The organism is Streptomyces sp. NPDC053069 (assembly GCF_044546895.1).
Taxonomy (GTDB): Bacteria; Actinomycetota; Actinomycetes; order Streptomycetales; family Streptomycetaceae; genus Streptomyces.
Map to the genome: position 1 here is coordinate 364325 of NZ_JBITZN010000002.1, position 19281 is coordinate 383605.

General features: G+C 68.9%; 17 protein-coding genes. 10 read left to right on the forward strand and 7 right to left on the reverse strand.

What is annotated here, in order from left to right:
• Positions 1-2: 2 nt before the first annotated feature.
• Both ACIGXP_RS05315 and ACIGXP_RS05320 read left to right on the forward strand, forming a co-directional pair.
• Complete coding sequence (locus ACIGXP_RS05315; protein WP_399764215.1) at positions 3-1067, forward strand: ABC transporter ATP-binding protein; 1065 nt, start codon at positions 3-5, stop codon at positions 1065-1067.
• Between the two features lie 13 nt (positions 1068-1080).
• Positions 1081-2202 (forward strand): ABC transporter ATP-binding protein, encoded by a 1122-nt coding sequence (locus ACIGXP_RS05320; RefSeq protein WP_399764217.1) that lies wholly within the window; start codon positions 1081-1083, stop codon positions 2200-2202.
• A 14-nt stretch (positions 2203-2216) separates the two neighbouring features.
• Here the strand turns inward: ACIGXP_RS05320 and ACIGXP_RS05325 are convergent, their stop codons facing one another.
• The 6 genes from ACIGXP_RS05325 to ACIGXP_RS05350 form a co-directional block, all read right to left on the reverse strand.
• Positions 2217-2957, reverse strand: a complete 741-nt coding sequence (locus ACIGXP_RS05325) for a class I SAM-dependent methyltransferase (RefSeq protein WP_399764220.1) — start codon at positions 2955-2957, stop codon at positions 2217-2219.
• Positions 2958-3176: 219 nt separating this feature from the next.
• Entirely contained in the window at positions 3177-4235 is a 1059-nt protein-coding gene (locus ACIGXP_RS05330) for an ABC transporter ATP-binding protein (protein ID WP_399764223.1), read from the reverse strand.
• A 25-nt stretch (positions 4236-4260) separates the two neighbouring features.
• Positions 4261-5286, reverse strand: coding sequence for an ABC transporter ATP-binding protein (locus tag ACIGXP_RS05335; protein WP_363215992.1), 1026 nt, complete (start codon positions 5284-5286; stop codon positions 4261-4263).
• A gap of 9 nt (positions 5287-5295) precedes the next feature.
• Positions 5296-6276, reverse strand: a complete 981-nt coding sequence (locus ACIGXP_RS05340; RefSeq protein WP_399764226.1) for an ABC transporter permease — start codon at positions 6274-6276, stop codon at positions 5296-5298.
• 82 nt (positions 6277-6358) lie between these two features.
• Entirely contained in the window at positions 6359-8140 is a 1782-nt protein-coding gene (locus ACIGXP_RS05345; RefSeq protein WP_399764228.1) for an ABC transporter substrate-binding protein, read from the reverse strand.
• Positions 8141-8214: 74 nt separating this feature from the next.
• Positions 8215-9243: an ABC transporter permease gene (locus ACIGXP_RS05350; protein ID WP_399764231.1), complete on the reverse strand. Its 1029-nt coding sequence runs from the start codon at positions 9241-9243 to the stop codon at positions 8215-8217.
• Between the two features lie 488 nt (positions 9244-9731).
• On the opposite strand from ACIGXP_RS05350, the gene ACIGXP_RS05355 reads away from it, so the two are divergent.
• The 5 genes from ACIGXP_RS05355 to ACIGXP_RS05375 are packed head-to-tail and all read left to right on the forward strand — an operon-like array spanning position 9732 to position 15288.
• Positions 9732-11351: an ABC transporter substrate-binding protein gene (locus ACIGXP_RS05355; RefSeq protein ID WP_399764234.1), complete on the forward strand. Its 1620-nt coding sequence runs from the start codon at positions 9732-9734 to the stop codon at positions 11349-11351.
• 5 nt (positions 11352-11356) lie between these two features.
• Complete coding sequence (locus tag ACIGXP_RS05360) at positions 11357-12277, forward strand: ABC transporter permease (RefSeq protein WP_363215998.1); 921 nt, start codon at positions 11357-11359, stop codon at positions 12275-12277.
• On the forward strand, positions 12270-13250 hold the full coding sequence (locus ACIGXP_RS05365; protein ID WP_399764239.1) for an ABC transporter permease: 981 nt from the start codon (positions 12270-12272) through the stop codon (positions 13248-13250). Before ACIGXP_RS05360 ends, ACIGXP_RS05365 begins: the two co-directional genes overlap by 8 nt.
• A 6-nt stretch (positions 13251-13256) precedes the next feature.
• On the forward strand, positions 13257-14240 hold the full coding sequence (locus tag ACIGXP_RS05370) for an ABC transporter ATP-binding protein (RefSeq protein WP_363216000.1): 984 nt from the start codon (positions 13257-13259) through the stop codon (positions 14238-14240).
• Positions 14224-15288, forward strand: coding sequence for a dipeptide ABC transporter ATP-binding protein (locus tag ACIGXP_RS05375; RefSeq protein WP_363216001.1), 1065 nt, complete (start codon positions 14224-14226; stop codon positions 15286-15288). The genes ACIGXP_RS05370 and ACIGXP_RS05375 overlap by 17 nt, the downstream gene beginning before the upstream one ends.
• Positions 15289-15403: 115 nt before the next feature.
• Here the strand turns inward: ACIGXP_RS05375 and ACIGXP_RS05380 are convergent, their stop codons facing one another.
• Positions 15404-17542 carry a prolyl oligopeptidase family serine peptidase gene (locus tag ACIGXP_RS05380; RefSeq protein WP_399764244.1) on the reverse strand — a complete coding sequence of 713 codons (2139 nt, stop codon included), beginning with the start codon at positions 17540-17542 and terminating at the stop codon, positions 15404-15406.
• A 164-nt stretch (positions 17543-17706) separates the two neighbouring features.
• Here ACIGXP_RS05380 and ACIGXP_RS05385 point away from each other — a divergent pair, with 164 nt between their 5' ends.
• The 3 genes from ACIGXP_RS05385 (at position 17707) to ACIGXP_RS05395 (ending at position 19261) form a co-directional block, all read left to right on the forward strand.
• Positions 17707-17901 carry a hypothetical protein gene (locus ACIGXP_RS05385; protein ID WP_030649813.1) on the forward strand — a complete coding sequence of 65 codons (195 nt, stop codon included), beginning with the start codon at positions 17707-17709 and terminating at the stop codon, positions 17899-17901.
• A gap of 86 nt (positions 17902-17987) precedes the next feature.
• The gene (mshB, locus tag ACIGXP_RS05390; RefSeq protein ID WP_399764247.1) at positions 17988-18848 is read left to right on the forward strand and encodes an N-acetyl-1-D-myo-inositol-2-amino-2-deoxy-alpha-D-glucopyranoside deacetylase; all 861 of its coding nucleotides are present in this window, start codon (positions 17988-17990) and stop codon (positions 18846-18848) included.
• Positions 18845-19261 (forward strand): DUF6113 family protein, encoded by a 417-nt coding sequence (locus ACIGXP_RS05395; RefSeq protein ID WP_363216004.1) that lies wholly within the window; start codon positions 18845-18847, stop codon positions 19259-19261. Before mshB ends, ACIGXP_RS05395 begins: the two co-directional genes overlap by 4 nt.
• The last annotated feature ends 20 nt before the right edge of the window (positions 19262-19281 follow it).

Here is a 19281-nt window from a genome sequence, read left to right on the forward strand (position 1 = left end):
TCGTGACCACTCTGACCAAGGAGGCCGGTGCTCCGAACCCGGCCGGCACCGGTCCCCTGCTCTCGGTGCGGGACCTGCACGTCAGCTTCAAGACCGAGGACGGCGTCGTACGGGCCGTGGACGGGCTCTCCTTCGACCTGGAGCGCGGCAGGACGCTCGGCATCGTCGGCGAGTCCGGCTCGGGCAAGTCGGTGACCAACCTGACCATCCTCGGCCTGCACAACCCCATGTTCACCACGGTGGAGGGGGAAATCCTGCTGGAGGGGCAGGAGTTGACCACGGCCCGGGAGTCCGAGCTGGAGAAGCTGCGCGGCAACAAGGTCGCCATGATCTTCCAGGATCCGCTCACCGCACTCTCCCCGTACTACACGGTCGGCCGGCAGATCGCCGAGCCGTACATGAAGCACAACGGCGCCTCCAAGAAGCAGGCCTGGGAGCGTGCCGTGGAGATGCTCGGCAAGGTCGGCATCCCGAACCCCGCGGAGCGGGCGAAGGACTACCCGCACCAGTTCTCCGGCGGTATGCGCCAGCGCGCGATGATCGCCATGGCCCTGGTCTGCGACCCGGCCCTGCTCATCGCCGACGAGCCGACAACCGCCCTGGACGTGACGGTCCAGGCGCAGATCCTGGACCTTCTGAAGGACCTGCAGCAGGAGTTCGGCACCGGCATCGTCTTCATCACCCACGACCTGGGCGTGATCGCCGACATGGCCGACGACATCATGGTGATGTACGCGGGCGGCGCGGTGGAGCGGGGCACGGTCGACGAGGTGCTCAGGTCCCCGCGCCATCCCTACACCTGGGGCCTGCTGAACTCGATGCCGCGTCTGGACTCCGACCTCGGTGCCGCGCTGTCCCCGATCCCCGGTTCGCCGCCCTCACTGCTCAACCCGCCGTCCGGCTGCCGCTTCCACCCCCGCTGCACTTTCCAGGACCGGGTCGAGGGCACGGGCCGCTGTGTGCGCGAGCGTCCGCTGATGGCACCGGACCGGTCCTCCGCGTGCCATCTCACGGAGGAACAGAAGCGGACCGTCTTCATCGAGGAGATCAAGCCCCGTCTGGGCTGAGGAGGACAGTGTCATGACAGAGGAGAACGTCCTCACGGCCCCGCGTGAGCACGGCGCGGGCACGGACGGCGAGCCGCTGTTGCAGGTTACGGGCCTGATCAAGCACTTCCCCGTCAAGGGGGGCTTCCCGATCCGCCGGACCGTCGGCGCGGTGCAGGCCGTGGACGGGATCGACCTCACCGTGCACGCCGGGGAGAGCTTCGGTCTGGTCGGCGAGTCGGGCTGCGGCAAGTCGACCACGGGCCGGCTGATCACCCGCCTCCTGGAACCGACCGGCGGCACGATCACCTACCGGGGCCGCGACATCAGCCACGCCACCCGCAAGGAGCTGGCCCCGATCCGCTCCGAGATCCAGATGATCTTCCAGGACCCGTACTCGTCGCTGAACCCGCGGCAGACGGTCGGCAAGATCATCTCGGGTCCGATGGAGATCAACGGGATCCAGCCCGAGGGCGGCAGGGAGAAGCGGGTCCGTGAACTCCTGGAGATCGTCGGTCTCAACCCCGAGCACTACAACCGCTTCCCGCACGAGTTCTCCGGCGGTCAGCGCCAGCGCATCGGCGTGGCCCGCGCACTGGCCCTGGAGCCGAAGCTGATCGTGGCGGACGAGCCGGTCTCGGCCCTCGACGTCTCGATCCAGGCGCAGGTGGTCAACCTGCTCCAGAAGGTCCAGAAGGAACTGGGCATCGCGTTCCTCTTCATCGCCCACGACCTGGCGATCGTCCGGCACTTCTCGCAGCGCGTCGCGGTGATGTACCTCGGCAAGATCATCGAGGTGGGCGACCGGGAATCCATCTACACCCGGCCGCGCCACCCGTACACCCACGCCCTGCTGTCCGCCGTCCCCGAGGTGAACCTCACGGCGGAGGACGCGGGCGGACGCGAGCGCATCCGCCTGGCCGGCGATGTCCCGTCCCCCATCTCCCCGCCGTCCGGCTGCCGTTTCCGCACCCGTTGCTGGAAGGCCCAGGACAAGTGCGCGACGGAGGAGCCACCGCTGGTCCGGATCTCCGGCAACCACGACGGCCATCTGACGGCCTGCCACTTCCCGGAGGAGCCGACGACCGAGGCCCGCGACGAGGACATCGTCATGGACCCGGCCCTGCTGGCGCTGGAGGAGGACGCGACGGACTGAAGGAGCGACACCCCCTAGGCGCGGCGTGCCACGGTGATGATCTCCGGAGCGGTGGGGGTGAGCGGTCCCCGCGCCCAGTCCCCGTACTGCTCCACGACCGTCAGTCCGGCGTCGGCCAGGAAGCCCTCCAGCGTGTGTGCGTCCAGGAAACGCAGGACGCTGTGGCACACCCGCGGGGCGGGCCAGCCGTCGCCGTCGTAGGTCTCCGTGAATCGCACCCGGTCCCCGCCGGGCCCGTCGTTCTCGACCTCGTGCCACACCCGCACCGGTGTGCCGTCGTCGGCGGTGATCTCGTACACCCGCTCCGGGACCCACCGCTCCCAGGCGCGGGCGGCCGGATTGCGGGTCTCGAACACGAACCGCCCGCCGTCGGCGAGGGCCGCCCGGACCGCGCGCAGCAAGCTGCGGATGTCCTCGTCCCGGACCAGCTCCTGGAAGGCGTGACCGGTCATGACGGCGAGGTCGAACTCCCTGTTCCACAGCCGGGTGCGCATGTCCCCGAGCACCCACTCGACATCCGGCCGGGCCCGCCGTGCCTGCACGAGCATGGCGGGGGCCGGATCGAGGCCCATCAGCCGGCCGCGGTGCCCCTCGTCCCGGGCCCGCCGCAGCAGCCGCCCGGTGCCGCACCCGATGTCCAGCACCGAGCGGGCCTCGCGCACCAGACCGAGGTAGAAGTCGTCACCCGGTCCCCAGGGGTTGAGGTGGTCGTAGAACGAAGCGAGCGTGAGATCTGTGAAGACATGATCTACCACCGCGGCAGTCTGTCACACGTTGCTGAACGGTGCGTCAGCTTCCGGGGTGTTTCCTGAGCCTTTTTCAACTTCCATACAAGCCAGGCCCATTGGATGGCCGAAGGCCCGCGTCCGGGGAGACGCGGGCCTTCGTTCCCTGGAAGCGGACGTTCATGGGCTCGGGTCAAAGGGCCGGTGAAGTCCGTTCCGCAAGGGGCGGCTGACGGAAAAAGGGGTGTGTCAGGCCGCCGCCTCGGGGTCCTTGGAGAGGCGGTCCTGGGAGGCACGCGGAGCCGGGATCGTCTCCGTCGTCTCAGGGTAGTGGCACGCCGTCAGGTGGCCGGGCTTGTTGCCCTCCGCCTGGACCAGGGGCGGTGCCTCGGTCGCGCACTTCTCCGTCGCCTTCCAGCAGCGGGTGCGGAAACGGCAGCCGGAGGGCGGGTTGATCGGGGACGGGACGTCTCCGGCCAGGCGGATGCGCTCGCGCGGCTCCGCGTCCACCGTCGCCTCGGGTACGGCGGACAGCAGGGCCCGGGTGTAGGGGTGGCGCGGGTTGCCGTACAGGTCGTCGCGGTCGGCGATCTCCACGATCTTGCCGAGGTACATCACCGCGACGCGCTGCGAGAAGTGGCGGACGATCGCCAGGTCGTGGGCGATGAAGACGAACGCGATGCCCAGTTCCTTCTGGACCTTCTGGAGCAGGTTGACCACCTGCGCCTGGATCGAGACGTCGAGGGCCGAGACCGGCTCGTCCGCCACGATCAGCTTCGGCTCCAGGGCCAGTGCGCGGGCCACGCCGATGCGCTGGCGCTGACCGCCGGAGAACTCGTGCGGGAAGCGGTTGTAGTGCTCGGGGTTGAGACCGACGATCTCCAGGAGCTCGCGGACCCGCTTCTCCCTGCCGCCCTCGGGCTGGATCCCGTTGATCTCCATCGGACCCGAGATGATCTTGCCGACCGTCTGCCGCGGGTTGAGCGAGGCGTACGGGTCCTGGAAGATCATCTGGATCTCGGAGCGGATCGGGGCGAGCTGCCGGCGGTCCGCGTGCGTGATGTCCTGGCCGCGGTAGGTGATCGTGCCGCCGGTCGGTTCCAGGAGGCGGGTGATCAGCCGGCCCGTGGTCGACTTGCCGCAGCCCGACTCGCCGACGAGGCCCAGGCTCTCGCCCTCGGCCACCTGGAAGTCCAGGCCGTCGACCGCCTGCACGGCGCCGACCGTACGGCGGATCGGGAAGCCGCCCTTGATCGGGAAGTGCTTGGTGAGCCCGGAGACGTCCAGGAGGGGGTTCGTGTTGCTCATGGTGTGAAGTCCCGTCTGGTGTCCGTCAGTTGTGCCGGGTTGCGGCGAAGTCGGCGAAGAGTTCCCGCTTCTGGTCGGAGGTGAGGTGGCAGGCGGAGCCGCGGCCCTCGGTCACCTCCAGCGTCGGTCGCTCGGTCGAGCACAGACCGTCCGCGACCTTCTCGGCGAACGCGCAGCGCGGGTGGAAGCGGCAGCCGGAGGGCGGGTTGAGCAGCGAGGGCGGAGAGCCGGGGATGGGGGTGAGCGGCACGTCGACCGGGCCGTCCAGGCTCGGCATCGAGTTGAGCAGGCCGAGGGTGTAGGGGTGGTCCGGGGCGCTCAGCACCTGCTTCTTGGTGCCGCGCTCCACGCACCGGCCGCCGTACATCACGAGCACGTCGTCCGCGATGTCGGCGATCACGCCCAGGTCGTGCGTGATGAAGATGATGGCGGTGCCGAACTCCTGCTGGAGGTCCTTGAGGAGGTCCATGATCTGGGCCTGGACCGTCACGTCGAGGGCCGTCGTCGGCTCGTCGGCGATGAGCAGCTCGGGGTCGCAGACCAGGGCCATGGCGATCATCGCGCGCTGGCGCATACCGCCGGAGAACTGGTGCGGGTAGTCGTCCACCCGGGTGTCGGGCTGGGGGATGCCGACCCGGCGGAGCATCTCGACCGCCCGGTCCCGGGCCTCCTTCTTGGAGGCGCCGGTGTGCTTGCGGTACGTCTCGGCGATCTGCGCGCCGATGGTGTGGTACGGCGAGAGCGAGGCCAGCGCGTCCTGGAAGATCATGGACATCTTGTTGCCGCGCAGCTTCTCCAGCTCGGACTCGGAGGCGCTGATCAGCTCCTTGCCGTCGAGCAGGATCTCGCCGTCCAGCGTGGTGTTCCGCGGGTCGTGCAGGCCCAGGATCGCCATGTTGGTGACGGACTTGCCGGAGCCGGACTCACCGACGATGCCGAGGGTCTTGCCCTTCTCCAGGTCGAAGGAGAGCCCGTCGACGGCCTTGACGACGCCGTCCTCGGTGGAGAAGTGCACGCGCAGGTCGCGCAGGGAGAGGAAGGGGGTGCTCATGATCTCTCCTTAGGCGAGGCGCACGCGCGGGTCGACGAGGGCGTACACGGCGTCGACGAGGATGTTGAAGATGACGATCGCGGCCGCGGCGACCAGGATGACGCCGAGCAGCACCGGCAGGTCGTTGGTGTTGACCGCCTTCACCGAGAGGGCACCGATGCCCTGGAGGCTGAAGGTGTACTCGGTGATGATCGCACCACCGAGCAACTGGCCCATGTCCAGGCCGAAGATGGTGATGATGGGGCCCATCGCACCGCGCCAGGCGAAGCGGAAGAACACCTTCTTGCGGGAGAGTCCCTTGGCGCGCGCCGTGCGGACGTAGTCCTCGCTGAGCGACTCGACCATCTGGGAGCGCGTCATACGGGTGTAGTTGGCGGTGAAGATCAGCGACAGCACCAGCCACGGCAACAGGAGACCTGAGAACCACTTGCCCGGGTTGTCGGTGAACGGCGTGTAGCTGGCCCGGTCCAGCAGGTTCCACTGGTCCACGAGGAGGTACGTGGCGAAGACGCCGACGACGAAGATCTGCATCGAGGACGCGACCAGCGAGGCCGAGCTGGCGATCTTGTCCAGGGCCTTGCCCTGCTTCACCGCGGCCAGCATGCCCGTGCCGACGCCGAAGAGAAGGAAGACGACAGAGCTGCCGAGGGCCAGGGAGACCGTGGTCGGGAAGCGGTCCTCGATGGTGGCGAGGACCGGCTCGCGGTTCTGGAAGGAGTAGCCGAGGCACGGCGCGTCGCAGTGCCCGTACGAGGTGTAGTCACGCCCCACGAACAGGCCCTTGAGCCAGTCCCAGTACTGCACGGGGAGCGAGTGGTCGATCCCCAGGTTCTTCTTCACCAGGGCCAGGGTCTCGGGTGTGCAGACCTTGCCGCACGCGATGCGGGCGGGGTCGCGCGGAGCGGCGTAGAACAGGACGAACACCAGGGCGCTGATGATCAACAGGATCACAGCGGCGCCGAGGGTCCGGCGGATGAGGAAGCGGAGCATGACAGTTGGGTTTTCCTGACGGATGCCGTAGGGGGTGGAGAGGGCGGGGCGGCACCGGGGCCGCCCCGCCGGGGGTCGTACGTCAGGCCTTCACGAAGGTCTTGTACAGCAGGGTCGAGGCGAACTGCGGGTCCATCTGGGCGCCGCCGACCTTCGAGCCGTGCAGGTAGTAACGACGCTGGAAGGTCTCGGGGATGATCGGCGCGACCTCCTGCATGATCCGCTTGTCCAGCGCGGCCCAGGCCTTGCCCGCCTCCTGCTGGTCGGCGATCACCGCGTTCTTCTTGATCCCCTCGTTGATCCAGCTGATGTTGGTCTGCGAGATGTTGTTCTGGCCGTTGCCGATGGCGGCGCCGTCGAACAGCGGCTGGATCACGGTGAAGGCGGTCGGCCAGTCCGGGGACCAGCCGAACCACATCACGTCGTAGCTGTTGTCGATCTGCTGGACCTGGTCGTAGTACGTGGTCTGGTCGATCGGCTTCATGACCGGCGTGAAGCCGGCCGCCTTCAGCGCGTTCTCGATGACGACCTTGGTCTTCATGTAGGTCGGGTCGTTCGGGAAGGCGTAGACGACCTTCATGCCCAGCTTGCCGGCCTCCTTCAGGAGCGCCTTGGACTTCTCCGGGTCGCCCTGCGGCTTGGCGTTCTTGCCGTAGAGGTCGTACTTCTCGTACCCGATGAGGTCCGGGCTCATGATCGAGGTCGCGAAGTCACCGGCGGTGGGGCCGCCGTAGATCTGCCGGATCTGCTGCAGCGGCCAGGCGTGGTTCAGGGCCTGGCGGACCTTCAGGTCGGTGACGCGCTTGGTGTTGATCGCGTAGTAGTACAGACCGGTGAGCAGGCCGTTGAAGCTGCGGGCCTTCAGCTGCGGGTCGGTGAGCACCTTCTGGATGCGCTCGGCCGGGACTTCCTTGTAGATCGACACCGCGTACTTGTCGTTGCCCTGGTCCGCGATGAGGCGGTCCGTGGAGTCGAGGATCTGGATGCCGAAGGTGAACTCGAAGCTGTCCGGGTAGGCGTTGCGGATCGAGTCGGTCGCCGGGTCCCAGTACTTGTTGCGGACCAGGACCATCGACTTGTCGGTCGTGTGGGACTTGATCTTGTACGGACCGCAGGCGGCCGGCCGCTTGTCGTACTTCTCCTTGGTGTCCAGCTTGGGCGAGGTGGCGGCGTACGAGTGCATCCCCAGCGTGAAGTTGAAGTCCGGCTTGGGCTCGGCCAGGTGGAAGGTGATCGTGCGCTTCGCCTTGTCGGTGACGATCGAGTCGAGGTGCTTGCCCTTGTACGGACCCTCGTAGGCGTCACGCCACTTGGCGCCCTTGCCGGTCAGCGCCAGCTGGACGTAGGTGGCGGACTCGGTGATGAACGGGGCCCACAGGCGCTCGATGCCGTGGCGCACGTCCTCGACGGTCAGCTCGCTGCCGTCCTCCCACTTCAGCCCCTCCTTCAGCGTGAAGGTCCAGGTCTTGAAGTCCTTGGAGGGCGTGCCGGTGTCGGTGGCGAGGTCGCCGACCAGCGTCTGGTGTCCCTGGGCGTCGGTCTTGTAGCCGGTCAGGCAGCGGTGCAGGAGCAGCGCGGCCGAGGAGTTGTACGCGTAGTAGATGCGCTGCGGGTCCAGGTGGGAGAAGTCCTGCGGCGACAGGCCGTAGATCGTGTGGCCCTTCTGCGCACCGGGGATCTCCGGGGCCGGGCCGGTCGAGTCGGCCTTGGTGCCGATGGCGACCTTGGCGCCGGTGTACGAGGTGGCGCCGTCGGTCGGGGTGCCGTTGCCGCCCCCGCCGCCGCTGCTGCACGCGGACAGCAGCGTCGAGCCTGCGGCCGCGACAGAGGTGGCGATGACGAAGTTTCTGCGGGAGAGAGACATGGCTGACCCGTTCGTTGTGGAGGAAAAGAGGTGCTTGCGCCCGGCCGGGCCCCGTCGCCCGGCCGGCGCGGAACTCAGCGCTTGGTCTTCGGGTCCAGGGCGTCGCGGACCGAGTCGCCGAGGAGGTTGAAGGCGACGACGAAGATCACCATGGACAGGCCCGGGAAGAGCATGAAGGTGATGTCGTCCTGGTAGACCTTGGCGCCGTTCTGGATCATCACGCCCCAGTCGGGGGTGGGGTCCGACAGGCCGACGCCGAGGAAGGCGAGGGCCGCTTCCGTGGTGACGTAGGTCGGCAGGAGCAGCGTTGCCTGGATGAGGATCGGGGTCCACAGGTTGGGCAGCAGTTCCTTGAAGATGATCCGGGCCGGGGAGGCACCGGTGACCTTGGCCGCCTCCACGAACTCGCGCTCGCGCAGGGCGAGCACCTCGCCGCGCAGCAGACGCGCGATGGAGGCCCAGCCGAAGGCCGTCATCACGAGGATGAGGCTGGTGACGGTCAGCCAGACCGGGGTGTTGTCCGTCGGCGGGACGAAGATCGCGATGACCACCGGCCAGAAGGCGATGAAGAACAGGGTCTGCGGGAACGCCAGCAGGATGTCGATCACGCGGCCGACGAAGTAGTCCGTCTTGCCGCCCAGGTAGCCGGCGGTGATGCCGATGACGACGCCGAGCAGGGTCGTCAGCAGGGCGGCGGCGGTCGCGATCAGCAGCGAGTTGCGGATGCCGTACAGAAGGAAGGTGAAGACGTCCCGTCCGAGCTGCGGCTCGATGCCGAACCAGAAGTCGGAGCTGATGCCGCCGTTGGGCTTGACCGGGTAGTTGAACTGGTTGAACAGGCCCGGGATGTTCATGCCGTACGTGGTGTACGGGTCCTTGCCGTACAGCTTGGCGATGAGCGGCGCGGCGATGCCCACGACGAAGAAGAGGATCACCACGAAGGCGGATATGACGCCCGAACGGTCCCGCTTGAAGCGGATCCAGGCCAGCCGTCCCGGAGAGCGGCTCTCGGTGCCCTTGGGGTTGCCGGGCTTCGCCGATGTGGCGCTGTCTTCTTTGGTCACCTCGAGTGGGGCGGCCGAGGAAGGGGTTGGGGGGGTCATGATGCTCCGTGCCCTGTGGTCAAGGCTCCGCAGGGCGCTCCCCTACGGGCTACGCCGGACTTTTTCAACGCAATTCATTCAAGGTCAATAAATTCTCGGTCGCCTTGGTTGCGTCTTTACGTTCTTTACTCGGGCTTGGGTATTCCGTAGCTACGCGGGTAGCGCGCCGTAATCAATCCGTGCTTCACATCGGACCAACTGGACCAATCGGACGATGAGTTCGATATGCGGACGGTGGTGTGTCGAAATGCGTACATCGGCACGTCGCAATCCAACGTTTCGGCAACGTTGCGCGGAGATCTGTTGCGCGGCCCGCGCAAGATCGCCCCCGCTCGCCCAGGTGGCTGTCTGCATTCGGATGACGTGTCCCCCTAAAGGCCCCTCAATCCGGCGACAGGCATGCGATATGAGCTGCGTGCGCCGATATTGACCGGTATTGGATCCGATGGTGACCGGTGTCGGGTCGGTGAGCGCGGAGGAGGCACTGGATGCGTGGAGTCACCCGCGTCAGGTGGGCCGGCTGCGCGATCGCCGCGGGGGTGATGGCCACCGCTTGCGGGGGTGGCGGCGGATTCGGCGGTCCCGGCGTGCTGACCTCCTCCTGGAGCGACCCGCAGAACCCGCTGGAGCCCGCCAACACCAACGAGGTGCAGGGCGGCAAGGTCCTCGACATGATCTTCCGGGGCCTGAAGAAGTACGACCCGAGGACCGGCAAGGCCCAGAACATGCTCGCCGAGCGCATCGACACCCCGGACTCGCGGCACTTCACCGTCACCGTCAAGAAGGGCTGGAAGTTCAGCAACGGCGAACCGGTCACCGCCCGCTCCTTCGTGGATGCCTGGAACTACGGGGCGAGCCTCAGGAACAACCAGAAGAACGCGTACTTCTTCGGCTACATCGAGGGCTACGACAAGGTCCACCCCGACAGCGGTGCGCAGACCGCCGACACCCTGTCCGGGCTCAGGGTCACCGGCCCCAGGACGTTCACCGTCGCCCTCGGCCAGAGGTTCTCCAGCTTCCCCGACACCCTCGGCTACGCGGCCTACGCCCCGCTCCCGCGCGCCTTCTTCACCGACCACGCGGCCTGGGTGAGCAAGCCGGTCGGCAACGGGCCCTATCAGGTCGAGTCGTACACCAAGGGCTCCGCGATGAACCTGAAGAGGTGGGACGCCTACCCCGGCCCCGACCCGGCCCGGAACGTCGGCGTCACCCTGCTGGTGTACACCGACAGCGGCACCGCCTACACCGACGTTCTCGCCGGCAACCTCGACCTCGTCGACGACGTGCCGGCCGGCCAGCTCAAGAACGTCCGGACCGACCTGAACGGCCGCTACATCAACACCCCGGCCGGCATCCTGCAGACCCTGGCCTTCCCCTACTACGACCCGAAGTGGAACACCGCCGGGGCACGGAAGGTCCGCACGGGCCTGTCCATGGCGATCAACCGCAAGCAGATCACCGAGACCATCTTCCGGAACACCCGCACCCCGGCCACCGACTGGACCTCCCCGGTCCTCGGCGCGGCCGGCGGCTACAAGCCCGGACTGTGCGGCCACGCCTGCGACTACGACCCCGCGCAGGCCAGGAAGCTCATCCAGGAGGGCGGCGGGATCCCCGGCGGCCGGCTGACGATCACCTACAACGCGGACACCGGCTCGCACCGGCAGTGGGTGGACGCCGTGTGCAACTCCATCAACAACGCCCTCGGCAACGACAGGGCCTGCGTCGGCAACCCGATCGGCACCTTCGCCGACTACCGCAACCAGACCACCCACCAGAAGATGACCGGCCCCTTCCGGGCCGGCTGGCAGATGGACTACCCGTTGATCCAGAACTTCCTGCAGCCGCTGTACTACACGGGCGCCTCCTCCAATGACGGCAAGTGGTCCGACAAGCGCTTCGACCGGCTCGTCGACCGCGCCAACGCCGAGACCGACCGGGCCGCGGCCGTCCGGCTCTTCCAGCAGGCCGAGGAGGTCGTCCGCGACAACATGGCGGCCATCCCGCTCTGGTACCAGAACGGCAGCGCCGGCTACACCTCCCGGCTCTCCCATGTGGCGCTCAACCCCTTCAGCGTGCCGGTCTACAACGAGATCAAGGTCGGCTGATTCCCGTGGGGCGCTATGTCGCGAGGCGGCTGCTCCAGATGGTCCCGGTGTTCATCGGGTCGACACTGCTGATCTTCCTGATGGTGAACGTGATGGGCGACCCCATCGCCGGACTGTGCGGGGAGCGGACCTGCGACCCGGCGACGGCCGCCCAGCTGAAGCGGGAGTTCGGCTTGGACAAGCCGCTGTGGCAGCAGTACGCGACCTACATGGGCAACGTCCTGACCGGTGACTTCGGCACCGCCTTCAACGGCCAGAAGGTCACCGAGCTGATGGGAGCGGCGTTCCCCGTCACCATCCGGCTCACGATCGTCGCGATCCTCTTCGAGGTCGTCGTGGGTGTGACGCTGGGCGTGCTGACGGGCATGCGGCGCGGCCGGCCCGTCGACACCGGGGTGCTCCTGGCCACCCTGGTGGTGATCTCCGTCCCCACCTTCGTCACCGGTCTGCTGCTCCAGCTGCTGCTCGGCATCAGATGGCAGTGGACCAGCCCGTCCGTCCGCTACGGCGGTTACGACGAGCTGATCCTGCCCGGCCTGGTCCTCGCCTCCGTCTCCCTCGCCTATGTCACCCGGCTGACCCGCACCGCCATCGCGGAGAACAAGCGGTCCGACTACGTCCGTACGGCGATCGCCAAGGGGCTGCCCCGGCGCCGGGTGATCGTCCGGCATCTGCTGCGCAATTCCCTGATCCCCGTGGTCACCTTCATCGGGGCCGACATCGGCGCGCTGATGGGCGGCGCGATCGCCACCGAGCGGATCTTCAACATCCATGGCGTCGGCTTCCAGCTCTACCAGGGCATCCTGCGCCAGAACACCCAGACGGTGGTCGGTTTCGTGACGGTCCTCGTCCTGGTCTTCCTGGTGGCCAACCTCCTTGTCGACCTCCTGTACGCCGTACTCGACCCGAGGATCCGCTATGCCTGAGCAGCCGTACGAGCCCGAGGGCGCGATCGCCGGGACCGGCATGGGCGGGGCGATGGACCTGGGCGCGAGCGAGGCGGCCACGCTGGAACGGACGCCCGGGGGACCGGAGGGCACCGGGCCGTCCGGCAGACCCCGCTCCCTGTGGTCCGACGCCTGGCGGGACCTGCGCCGCAACCCGGTGTTCCTGGTCTCCGCCCTGGTCATCGTCTTCCTGGTCCTCATCTCCCTGTGGCCCTCGGCGATCGCCTCGGGGAGCCCCCTGAAGTGCGACCTCTCCAGGGCCCAGGACGGCCCGGGACCGGGCGCGCCCTTCGGCTACGACGGCCAGGGCTGCAACGTCTACACGCGCACGGTGTACGGCGCCCGTACGTCCGTCACGGTCGGCGTGCTGGCGACCCTCGGGGTGGCCGTCGTCGGGGCGGTACTGGGCGCCCTCGCCGGTTACTTCGGCGGCGTCTGGGACGCGGTCCTGTCCCGGATCACCGACATCTTCTTCGCGATCCCGGTGGTCCTGGGCGGTCTCGTCCTCCTCTCGGTGGTGACCAGCAACACGGTCTGGCCGGTGATCGGCTTCATGGTCCTGCTGGGCTGGCCGCAGATCGGCCGCATCGCGCGCGGCTCGGTCATCACCGCCAAGCAGAACGACTACGTCCAGGCCGCCCGCGCGCTCGGCGCCTCCGACTCCCGCATCCTGCTGCGCCACATCGCCCCGAACGCCGTGGCCCCCGTGATCGTCGTCGCGACCATCGCCCTCGGCACCTACGTCGCCCTGGAGGCGACCCTGTCCTACCTGGGCGTCGGCCTCAAACCGCCCAGCGTCTCCTGGGGCATCGACATCTCCAACGCCTCCCCGTACATCCGCAACGCCCCCCACGCCCTCCTGTGGCCCTCGGCCGCCCTGGCCATCACGGTCCTGGCCTTCATCATGCTCGGCGACGCCATCCGCGACGCCCTCGATCCGAAGCTGAGGTGAGGGCGCGTGCTGCTCGAAGTGCGGGATCTGTACGTGGAGTTCCGGACGCGGGACGGGGTGGCGCATGCCGTCAACGGGGTGAGTTACGAGGTCGGCGCGGGGGAGACGCTGGCCGTGCTCGGGGAGTCCGGGTCGGGCAAGTCCGTCACCGCGCAGGCCGTCATGGGGATCCTCGACATGCCGCCGGGCAGGATCACCGGGGGTGAGATCCTGTTCCAGGGGCGGGACCTGCTGAAGCTGAAGGAAGAGGAACGGCGCAGGATCCGGGGCGCCGGAATGGCGATGATCTTCCAGGACGCCCTGTCGGCCCTCAACCCGGTCCTGTCCGTGGGGGACCAGCTCGGCGAGATGTTCGTCGTGCACCGGGGGATGTCGAAGAAGGACGCGCGCGGCAAGGCCGTCGAGCTGATGGAGCGGGTGCGCATCCCGGCCGCCGCCCAGCGGGTGCGGGACTATCCCCACCAGTTCTCCGGCGGCATGCGCCAGCGCATCATGATCGCCATGGCGCTGGCCCTGGAACCGGCGCTCATCATCGCGGACGAGCCCACCACCGCCCTGGACGTCACCGTGCAGGCCCAGGTCATGGACCTGCTCGCCGAGCTGCAGCGCGAGTACCGCATGGGGCTCATCCTCATCACCCATGACCTGGGAGTCGTGGCCGACGTCGCCGACCGGATCGCCGTGATGTACGCCGGGAAGGTCGTCGAGTCGGCGCCGGTGCACGGCATCTACAAGGCGCCCGCCCACCCCTACACCCGCGGCCTGCTGGACTCCGTCCCCCGCCTGGACCAGAAGGGACAGGAGCTGTACGCCATCAAGGGCCTGCCGCCGAACCTGATGAACATCCCGCCCGGCTGCTCCTTCCACCCGCGCTGCCCGATGGCGCGGGACGTCTGCCGCACCGACGAACCCCCGCTGTACGAGGTCTCCGGCGTACGCGGCAGCGCCTGCCACTTCTGGAGGGAGTGCCTGCATGACCGCGCCCACTGAGCCGATCCTCGAGGTGACCGGACTGGTCAAGCACTACCCGCTCACCCGGGGCATCCTGTTCAGGAAGCAGATCGGCGCGGTGAAGGCCGTCGACGGCGTCGACTTCACCCTCGGCAAGGGGGAGACCCTCGGCCTGGTCGGGGAGTCGGGCTGCGGCAAGTCGACCGTCGCGAAGTTGCTCTGCAATCTCGAACGCCCCACGGCCGGCTCCATCAGGTTCAAGGGCGAGGACATCACCCGGCTGTCCGGCAAGGCCCTCAAGGCGGTCCGTCGCAACATCCAGATGGTCTTCCAGGACCCGTACACCTCCCTCAACCCCCGGATGACGGTCGGAGACATCGTCGGGGAGCCGTACGACATCCACCCCGAGGCCGCGCCCAGGGGCGACCGTCGCCGCCGGGTCCAGGAGCTGCTGGACGTGGTCGGCCTCAACCCCGAGTACGTCAACCGCTACCCGCATCAGTTCTCCGGCGGCCAGCGCCAGCGCATCGGCATCGCACGGGGGTTGGCGCTGCGTCCGGAGGTGATCGTCGCCGACGAGCCGGTGTCCGCCCTCGACGTGTCGGTCCAGGCCCAGGTGATCAACCTCCTGGACCGCCTCCAGTCGGAGTTCGACCTCTCCTATGTCTTCATCGCGCACGACCTGTCCGTCGTCCGGCACATCTCCGACCGGGTGGGTGTGATGTACCTCGGGCGGATCGTGGAGATCGGCAGCAACGCCGAGATCTACGACCACCCCACGCACCCCTACACCCAGGCGCTGCTCTCCGCGGTCCCGGTCCCGGACCCCGAGGCCCGCGAACACCGTGAGCGGATCATCCTCACCGGGGATGTGCCGTCCCCGACGAACATCCCCTCCGGCTGCCGTTTCCGCACCCGCTGCTGGAAGGCGCAGGAACGCTGTGCCCGCGAGGTACCGGCCCTCGCGGTACCGGCCGCCTTCCGCGGCACGTCCGGCCCGGCGGCCCACGCCTCGGCCTGCCACTTCGCGGAGGAGCGGCAGGTCGTCCCGGCGGAGGGCGGCGAGCACGGCAACGGGCCGGGGTGACATGGCGCACCCCGGCCCGTTCACGGCACCCGCACGGCCGTACGCGATCAGCCTCCCGTGTCCGTATATCGGGACGGCTTCGGTGAAGTTGCCTGCGTGTTAACGCAGTTGGCGGTCATTTTCCCGGGTGGGGCAGCGCACGCCGCAGAAAGTCCAGCTGCAGCCGCAGCAGGTTCTCCCCGACGGTCTCCTGCGGGGTCATGTGCGTCACCCCGGACAGCGGCAGGACCTCGTGCGGGCGGCCCGCGGCGAGCAGGGCGGAGGACAGCCGCAGGGAGTGGGCGACGACCACGTTGTCGTCCGCCAGCCCATGGATGACCATCATCGGGCGGTGCGGCCCGGCGGGGTCGACCAGGCCCGCGTCGTCGATCACCGAGTTGCGGCGGTAGACCTCCGGCTGCTCGTCCGGGTGGCCGAGGTAGCGCTCCTGGTAGTGGGTGTCGTACAGGCGCAGATCGGTGACCGGGGCGCCGACGACGGCCGCGTGGAAGACGTCCGGGCGGCGCAGCACCGCCAGCGCCGCCAGATAGCCGCCGAAGGACCACCCGCGGATCGCCACCCGGTCCAGGTCCAGCGGGAAGTCCCCGGCGAGTGCGTGCAGCGCGTCCACCTGGTCCTGGAGCACGACGGCCGCCAGCTCGTCCCGGACCGCCTTCTCCCAGGCCGGCGAGTGCCCCGGAGTGCCCCGCCCGTCGGCCACGATCACCGCGAAACCCTGGTCGGCGAACCACTGCGAGGTGAGGTGGGCGTTGTGCGCGGCGACCACGCGCTGGCCGTGCGGGCCGCCGTAGGGGTCCATCAGGACGGGCAGGGGCGTGTCGCCGTGGTAGTCCCGTGGCATAAGCACGGCGCACGGAATTCGGCGTGCGCCCCCCTGGGTCAGGGTCACCCGCGGGGACAAACCGGGGTCTTCGGCGTACGACCGGACAGTCGCCGCCGGTTTTCCGTCACGCAGTACCTGGACACGGGCGCCCGGCCTGTCCAGCGTCGCCGACACGAGCACCGTCACGCCCCCGGCCCGGACGGCCGAGTGCACGCCGGGCTGCTGAGACACGCGCTCCACGCCCAGCTCGTTCACCCGGTACACATGGACTTCGCCGATCTCGGGCGCCTCTGCCTCCGTGCCCGCCGAGGCGGAAACCAGCACGTCGTCGGAGCCTACGTCCAGCACCGCCCGCAGGTGCAACTGGCCGCTGGTCAAGGGGCGTTCGCCGACCGTCAGCACCCGTGCGCCGCCCTCGTCCGCGATCCGGACAAGCTGCCCGGAGGGGCTCCAGCAGGGCACTCCGGCGAACAATTCAAGCCAACTTGGATCTTCATCCGCGTGCACCATGCGCGTCGCCCCGGTGTCCGGGTCCACCGCCAGGAACAGCTGGCTGCGCTGGTCCCGAGCCTGCACCAGCAGCAGCGGCGCACCCGCCGCTGACCAGTGCACACGGGCCAGATACGGGTAGCGGGCCCGGTCCCACGCCACCTCCGTGCGCTCGCCTTCGAGCCCGAGCACGAACAGCCGCACATCGGCGTTCGGAGTGCCGGCGGCCGGGTACGCGACGTGGTGTGGCTCACGCTCCGGATGGGCCGGATCCGCGATCCACCACCGCCGTACCGGCGTGTCGTCCACCCGCGCCACGAGCAGCCGGCGCCCGTCCGGCGCCCACCAGAATCCCCGCGCACGCCCCATCTCCTCGGCCGCGACGAACTCCGCGAGCCCGTAGGTGACCTGCCCCGGCCCGTTGGTGGGCTCCGGCTCGGCGAGCGCCCGGTCGCCCTCGCCCTCGGCGCGCACGACCCGCAGCGCACCCTGCGCCACATAGGCGATGTGCCTGCCGTCGGGGGCAGGACGCGGGTCGATCACCGGTCCGGGGACCCGGAGTTCACGTGTCGTGCCGGCCCGCAGCTCGGCCGTGAAAAGCCGCCCTGACAAGGCGAAAGCCGCCAACTCCACGGCCGTGTCGGTGGCGTAGCCGACGATGCCCGCACCTCCCTCCCGGCTGCGCTCCCGACGCGCCCGCTCCTCGGCCGAGAGTTCTTCGAAGGCGCCGCCGAGAAGCAGACCCGGATCGGCCGCCAGGCGTTCCTCACCACCCGGAAGATCCATGACCCAGAGGGAGTTGGCCCGGTCGGTGCCGGAGCCGGAGCGCAGGAACGCGACACGTGAACCGTCGGGCGCCACGGTGAACGCGCGCGGCGCGCCGAGCGTGAACCGCTGGGTCCGGGCGTACCGACGGGGGAAGGAGTCAGGCTCGGTCGTCATACCCTGACCATATTGGCCATGCGCCCCCTTGTGCGGCTGTGCGCCGAGCGATGCGCGAGCACGGATAGTTATGATCACTACCGCTGTGTGGGTATGAACCTGCTGGCGTCCGCATGGATTTGCTCAACTGATCTAGATCTCGCGATCTTTGGAGGTGAGCCGCCGTGGCACTCTCGATTTCGGCGGTGGTGCTGCTGGCGATCATCGTCTTCCTGTTGATCAAGAAGTCAGGGCTGAAGGGCGGCCACGCGGTCGTCTGCATCCTGCTCGGCTTCTATCTCGCCTCCTCCACCGTCGCCCCCACGATCAGCGAGCTGACGACGAACGTCGCCAGCATGATCGGCAGCATCAAGTTCTGACGCGTCCCCGCCAGGTCGGGCAACCGGGGGACGGCCGTCCTGGTGCCGCAGCACCCCACAGGGCAGCCGCCTCATAGGGTGGTCCCATGACGGAACTGCCAGCCCGGCGTCTGCTGCTGGTGCACGCGCACCCGGACGACGAGTCGATCAACAATGGCGCGACCATGGCCAGGTACGCGGCCGAGGGTGCCCATGTGACCCTGGTCACCTGCACCCTCGGGGAGCGGGGTGAGGTCATCCCGCCGGAGCTGCGGCATCTGACCGGCCCGGCGCTGGGCGCGCACCGGCGCGGGGAGCTGTCCGCCGCCGTGCGCGAGCTGGGGGTGACGGACGCCAGGCTGCTCGGCGGGGCGGGGCGGTACGGGGACTCCGGCATGATGGGCATTCCCGACAACGAAGACCCCGGATGCTTCTGGCAGGCCGATGTGGACCAGGCCGCCGGACACCTCGCCGAGGTGATCCTGGAGGTCCGTCCCCAGGTCCTCGTCACCTACGACGACAACGGCGGGTACGGCCACCCCGACCACATCCAGGCCCACCGCGTCGCCATGCGCGCCGTCGACCTCGCGGCCGACCGCGGCCACCGGATCGCCAAGGTCTACTGGAACCGCGTCCCGCGCTCCGTCGCCGAGGCCGCCTTCGCCCGCCTCCAGGACGAGCTGTCCGCACTGCCGTTCGACAAGAGCGCGTCCCTGGACGACGTACCCGGCGTGGTCGACGACGAGCGGATCACCACCGCCGTCGACGGCACCGCCCACGCCGCCGCCAAGGCCGCCGCGATGCGCGCCCACGCCACCCAGATCGAGGTGGCCGAGCCCTGCTTCGCGCTCTCCAACGAACTGGCCCAGCCGCTGTTCACGACCGAGTACTACGAGCTGGTGCACGGCACGGCACAGCCCGGGGAGACCGACCTGTTCGCCGGACTCGACCTGGAGGAGACGTCATGAGCAACCCGGGACAGGGCCCGCTGCTCGCCCAGCCGCTGCGGCCGCCCTCCGCCGGACGGGCCGCCGCCTATGTCGGCCTCTGCCTCCTCGGCGCCGTCACCGGTTTCGCCGGCACCCTCCTCCAGGCCGCCTGGTTCCCCGGCGGGCTGTTGCTCGCCCTCGCGGGCGCGGCCGGGCTGTTCCTCGGCGGGGCGTACGCAACCGGCGGCCGGGGCGGCGCGGTCGCACCGGTGGTGGGCTGGATCGTCGCCGTCATCCTGCTCACCACCGCGCGCCCCGAAGGCGACTTCCTGTTCAGCGCGGGTGGCGGGTCCTATCTCTTCCTGCTCGGCGGCATGGCCCTCGCTGTGATCTGCGCCACCGTTGGCGCCGGGCGGCAACCTCGCGGCGGTGCCGCCCGACTTGGCAAGTGACGTACCACTTCGCCGTGCGG

Excerpts from the sequence above, each read along its gene's own strand:
- ACIGXP_RS05335 (WP_363215992.1), bottom strand. The coding sequence starts at position 5,286 with ATGAGCACCCCCTTCCTCTCCCTGCGCGACCTGCGCGTGCACTTCTCC.
- mshB (WP_399764247.1), top strand. The coding sequence starts at position 17,988 with ATGACGGAACTGCCAGCCCGGCGTCTGCTGCTGGTGCACGCGCACCCG.
- ACIGXP_RS05340 (WP_399764226.1), bottom strand. The coding sequence starts at position 6,276 with ATGCTCCGCTTCCTCATCCGCCGGACCCTCGGCGCCGCTGTGATCCTG.
- ACIGXP_RS05355 (WP_399764234.1), top strand. The coding sequence starts at position 9,732 with ATGCGTGGAGTCACCCGCGTCAGGTGGGCCGGCTGCGCGATCGCCGCG.
- ACIGXP_RS05350 (WP_399764231.1), bottom strand. The coding sequence starts at position 9,243 with ATGACCCCCCCAACCCCTTCCTCGGCCGCCCCACTCGAGGTGACCAAA.
- ACIGXP_RS05320 (WP_399764217.1), top strand. The coding sequence starts at position 1,081 with ATGACAGAGGAGAACGTCCTCACGGCCCCGCGTGAGCACGGCGCGGGC.
- ACIGXP_RS05375 (WP_363216001.1), top strand. The coding sequence starts at position 14,224 with ATGACCGCGCCCACTGAGCCGATCCTCGAGGTGACCGGACTGGTCAAG.
- ACIGXP_RS05365 (WP_399764239.1), top strand. The coding sequence starts at position 12,270 with ATGCCTGAGCAGCCGTACGAGCCCGAGGGCGCGATCGCCGGGACCGGC.
- ACIGXP_RS05345 (WP_399764228.1), bottom strand. The coding sequence starts at position 8,140 with ATGTCTCTCTCCCGCAGAAACTTCGTCATCGCCACCTCTGTCGCGGCC.
- ACIGXP_RS05330 (WP_399764223.1), bottom strand. The coding sequence starts at position 4,235 with ATGAGCAACACGAACCCCCTCCTGGACGTCTCCGGGCTCACCAAGCAC.
- ACIGXP_RS05380 (WP_399764244.1), bottom strand. The coding sequence starts at position 17,542 with ATGACGACCGAGCCTGACTCCTTCCCCCGTCGGTACGCCCGGACCCAG.
- ACIGXP_RS05395 (WP_363216004.1), top strand. The coding sequence starts at position 18,845 with ATGAGCAACCCGGGACAGGGCCCGCTGCTCGCCCAGCCGCTGCGGCCG.